The sequence below is a fragment of the uncultured Campylobacter sp. genome, from assembly GCF_938045535.1.
GTDB lineage: Bacteria > Campylobacterota > Campylobacteria > Campylobacterales > Campylobacteraceae > Campylobacter_B.
Genome location: NZ_CALIMQ010000047.1, coordinates 1 through 3,482 on the forward strand (window position 1 = coordinate 1; position 3,482 = coordinate 3,482).

5 protein-coding genes are annotated in these 3,482 nt (G+C 46.8%); 4 read left to right on the forward strand and 1 reads right to left on the reverse strand.

Annotation, left to right across the window (positions count from 1 at the left end; genetic code table 11):
• A partial coding sequence (locus tag Q0095_RS01825) for a hypothetical protein (RefSeq protein WP_297880827.1) occupies window positions 1-206 on the reverse strand: 206 nt, incomplete at its 3' end.
• A gap of 345 nt (window positions 207-551) precedes the next feature.
• On the opposite strand from Q0095_RS01825, the gene Q0095_RS01830 reads away from it, so the two are divergent.
• From Q0095_RS01830 to glyS, 4 genes are all read left to right on the forward strand, one after another.
• Window positions 552-1,040, forward strand: coding sequence for a tRNA (cytidine(34)-2'-O)-methyltransferase (locus Q0095_RS01830; RefSeq protein ID WP_297880829.1), 489 nt, complete (start codon window positions 552-554; stop codon window positions 1,038-1,040).
• The gene (locus tag Q0095_RS01835; RefSeq protein WP_297880831.1) at window positions 1,028-2,389 is read left to right on the forward strand and encodes an endonuclease/exonuclease/phosphatase family protein; all 1,362 of its coding nucleotides are present in this window, start codon (window positions 1,028-1,030) and stop codon (window positions 2,387-2,389) included. The genes Q0095_RS01830 and Q0095_RS01835 overlap by 13 nt, the downstream gene beginning before the upstream one ends.
• Window positions 2,386-2,520 (forward strand): hypothetical protein, encoded by a 135-nt coding sequence (locus Q0095_RS01840; RefSeq protein WP_291937682.1) that lies wholly within the window; start codon window positions 2,386-2,388, stop codon window positions 2,518-2,520. The genes Q0095_RS01835 and Q0095_RS01840 overlap by 4 nt, the downstream gene beginning before the upstream one ends.
• A partial coding sequence (gene glyS, locus Q0095_RS01845; RefSeq protein ID WP_297880833.1) for a glycine--tRNA ligase subunit beta occupies window positions 2,504-3,482 on the forward strand: 979 nt, incomplete at its 3' end. The genes Q0095_RS01840 and glyS, both read left to right, overlap by 17 nt.

Below are 3,482 nucleotides of genomic sequence, written 5' to 3' on the forward strand. Positions count from 1 at the left end.
TGACACAGAATTTTACCTATTAAAATTTCATCCGTCGTGCCGCCATACCGAAAAAGCCCACGAGGCGAAGTTTTATGGATCGAGAGAATTTCGCAGATCACATCGCTGCGGCGAGAAATTATACGAGCCGTGCAGCAGCGAGACGGAATTTCACGGCTCTCATTACAGCGAGATGAAATTTTGCAGATTAGGGCATCTTGGCACAAAATCTCACAGCCTGCGTCATATTAAACGCATTAAAGCAAAATTTAGCGAGCCGTATTGCGCGTCCTGTGCTATGGGAGTAGCTGTCGCGCCGCACCACAAAAAAATGCAAGAGCCGTATCGTTGCAAGGAGATATCTGACGTCCTGCAGCGTCGCAAAATCATGAACCTAAATTTTATTTCACAGAATTTCAAATTACAGAATTTTGCCCATTCAAATTTGCAAGGCTTTACTGCGCGAAATCCCAAGCCGCGTAATTTAGCTTTTCGAAATTCTAAATCTCAAAACTTTGCCTCGTGGAATTTTAAATCGCAAAATTGTGCTCGTGCAAAATCGGTGATTTTTGATGTTTAATATTGTACTAGTCTATCCGCAGATCCACACAAACACGGGCTCCATCGGGCGTATGTGCGTCAATGCGAGCTGCCGCTTGCATCTGATCAAGCCGCTGGGATTCCTAATCGACGATAAGCATCTGCGCCGTGCGGGGCTCGATTATTGGGCGAACTTGAATCTTAAAATTTGGGAAAATTGGGACGAGTTTATGGCGGCGAACGATAAATTTAAGCAACGCTTTTTTTTTGCGACGACGAAGACGAACAAGCTCTATTATGAGGCAAAATTTCAGCCGGGCGATTTTTTGATTTTCGGCTCGGAGGGGCACGGACTGCCGCTTGAGATCATGCGCACAAAGCGCGAAAACTGCATCACGATCCCGATGAGCGGGGCGGGGCGCAGTTTAAATTTAGCTACCAGCGTGGGCATCGTAACCTACGAAGCGATCCGCCAAAATATCGATAAATTCGACTTTAGGAGCGCGGTTTGCGAGTTTTAGCGCTACTTTTTGCGATGTTTTTCTGCGGTGCGGGTGCGGCGGAGCTGAAAATCGCATCGTTTAACGTGCAAAATTTATTCGACGGCGTAAACGACGGCACGGAGTATGCGGACTTTGAGATCGGGCGCGGTGGTTGGAGCGAGCAAAAATACGAGCGCAAGCTGCAAGCGGTAGCGGACGAGATAAGCGCGCTTAATGCCGATATTTTGGGGCTGCAAGAGATCGAAAACGAAGCCGTGCTAAAAGCGCTTGCGCAGAAAGCGGGCTATAAATTCTACGCTTTTTCGCGCGCACAGACTGCACCTGCGGGCGTGGCGGTGATGTCGCGCATACCGATAAAATTTCAAAAAACCTACCGCCCGATAGAGCTTAAAACTAGAGATATTTTGCGCGCTGATTTTGCGCTTGGCGGCGCTGATTTTAGCTTTTATGTCGTACATATGCTCTCTGCACGCAATCCGCTAAGCGAGCGCAAGCGCAATTTCGCCTTTTTGCGCGAGGTTTTGCAAGGGCACCAACGCGCTATCGTAGCGGGAGATTTTAATACGAATTTCGGGCGAAATTCTTTGCTAAACGAGCTTATCGAGCGCGATGGATTTAGTGATTTGTGGGCGCTGCATCCCTGCTCGCAGTTAAAGCATTTTAGCTCTTGTGAGTCTCATGAAAGCGGCGCGGTGCTCGATCATATCTTGCTTAGCGACGATTTTTTTAGTAGCAAGCCGGGATATAAAAAGGACAGCTTCGCGGTTGTTAAATCCTCTACCGCTTCTGATCATTTTCCGATTAGCTTCATTCTGACGAACGAAGGCGCTTTAAAATCTATGCCGAAAAAGCAAGAATTTTTAGCTAAAAATACCGCTAGCTCCGCAAAGACCGTCACGATAGAGGAGCTTTACGGGCGCATTATAAGCGAGCCTGTGCTGATAAAAGGCGCAGTCGTGAGCTTTGCAAACCGCCACGGCTTTGCGATCTCCAAAGATGGAAGCGGAGTTTTTGTCTATGGCGGCAGCGGGCTGCAGCTAGGCGATAAACTCGATCTGCTAGTAAAAAAGACGAAATTTTATAAGCAAAGCTTTGAGATCGACGATTTTGAGATCGTATATAGAAGCGGCAACGTAGGCTCTATCGCACCATACGTTTTGCCTAGCGCATCGGTGCGGCAGCTGCGCGCAGGAGATGTGATAGGCACGATCAAAGGTGACGTTAAAGACGGCATAATTGATCTAAAAAGCGCGGGCGAGTTTAGAATTTTTCGCAAAAGCGCTCCTGTGCAAAACGGTAAAAATTTAGAATTTAAAAATGCCTATTTTACGATTTATAAAGGGCAAAAGGAATTTATAGTAGAATGATACACGCCGTTATAACCGCACTTTTTGTGCTTTTTATGATATTTATGATCGTAGGATTTAACCGCGAAATGATGGAGAAAAACGAAAAACGAAATCAACGAAAAAAGGATAAAGATGGAACTACTCATTGAGATTGGGGTCGAGGAGCTGCCTGCGATCCCGTTTTTAAAAGAGCGTGCGAATATCGCGCCAAAATGGCGCGCGGTACTTGAGGCTAACCGCATAAATAGCGACTTTCGCTTCGAATTTAGCCCGCGTAGATTTGTGTTATTTCACGAGGATTTTCCGAAACGCGGCGATGATGCGCAGATCGTAAGCACGGGCGCGCCAAAATCCGTCGCGCTCAAAGACGGCGCATGGAGCCCTGCAGCGCTAAGTTTTGCTAAAAAATGCGGCATAAGCGAAAACGAGCTGGAATTTCGGCAGGTGGGCGGCAAAGAGGTGCTCTACCACGCTGCGGTGCAAAAGGGGCGCGATAGTCGTGAAATTCTAGGCGAAATGATAGAGGAATTTTTACGATCGCTAAATTTTGGACGCGCGATGCGCTGGGGTAGCGGCGAGTTTGAGTTTATCCGTCCGATAAGAAGCATAGCCTGCGTTTTGGGCGGTCAAAACGTAGATTTTGAAATTTATGGCGTGCGAAGCGCGGCTGCATTTTTTCCGCACAGAAAATTTGGCTATGAAGCGATTAAATTTAAAGACGCCGCAGATTATTTCGCACTGCTGGAGCGTAACGGCGTAATTTTAAGCGAGCAAAAAAGAAAAGATAAAATTCTAAGCGAGTTTGCAAAGCTCGAGAAAAAGCATGGCTTTAAGATTGAGGTCGATCCTGCGTTGCTAGATGAAGTAACGGCGATCACCGAGTATCCGACGGCGCTGCTAGGCAGCTTTGAGCGAGATTTTTTAAGCGTGCCAAAAGAGGTCATTATCACTTCGATGAAGGAGAATCAGCGCTATTTTCCAGTTTTCGAGGGTAAAAACTTAAGCAATCACTTCGTTGTTGTTAGTAATGCGATCACCGATGATGATGAGCTTGTAGTACGCGGCAATGAAAAAGTTTTACGCGCGCGCCTAAGCGATGCTATGTTTTTTT

Excerpts from the sequence above, each read along its gene's own strand:
- Q0095_RS01830 (WP_297880829.1), top strand. The coding sequence starts at position 552 with ATGTTTAATATTGTACTAGTCTATCCGCAGATCCACACAAACACGGGC.
- Q0095_RS01840 (WP_291937682.1), top strand. The coding sequence starts at position 2,386 with ATGATACACGCCGTTATAACCGCACTTTTTGTGCTTTTTATGATATTT.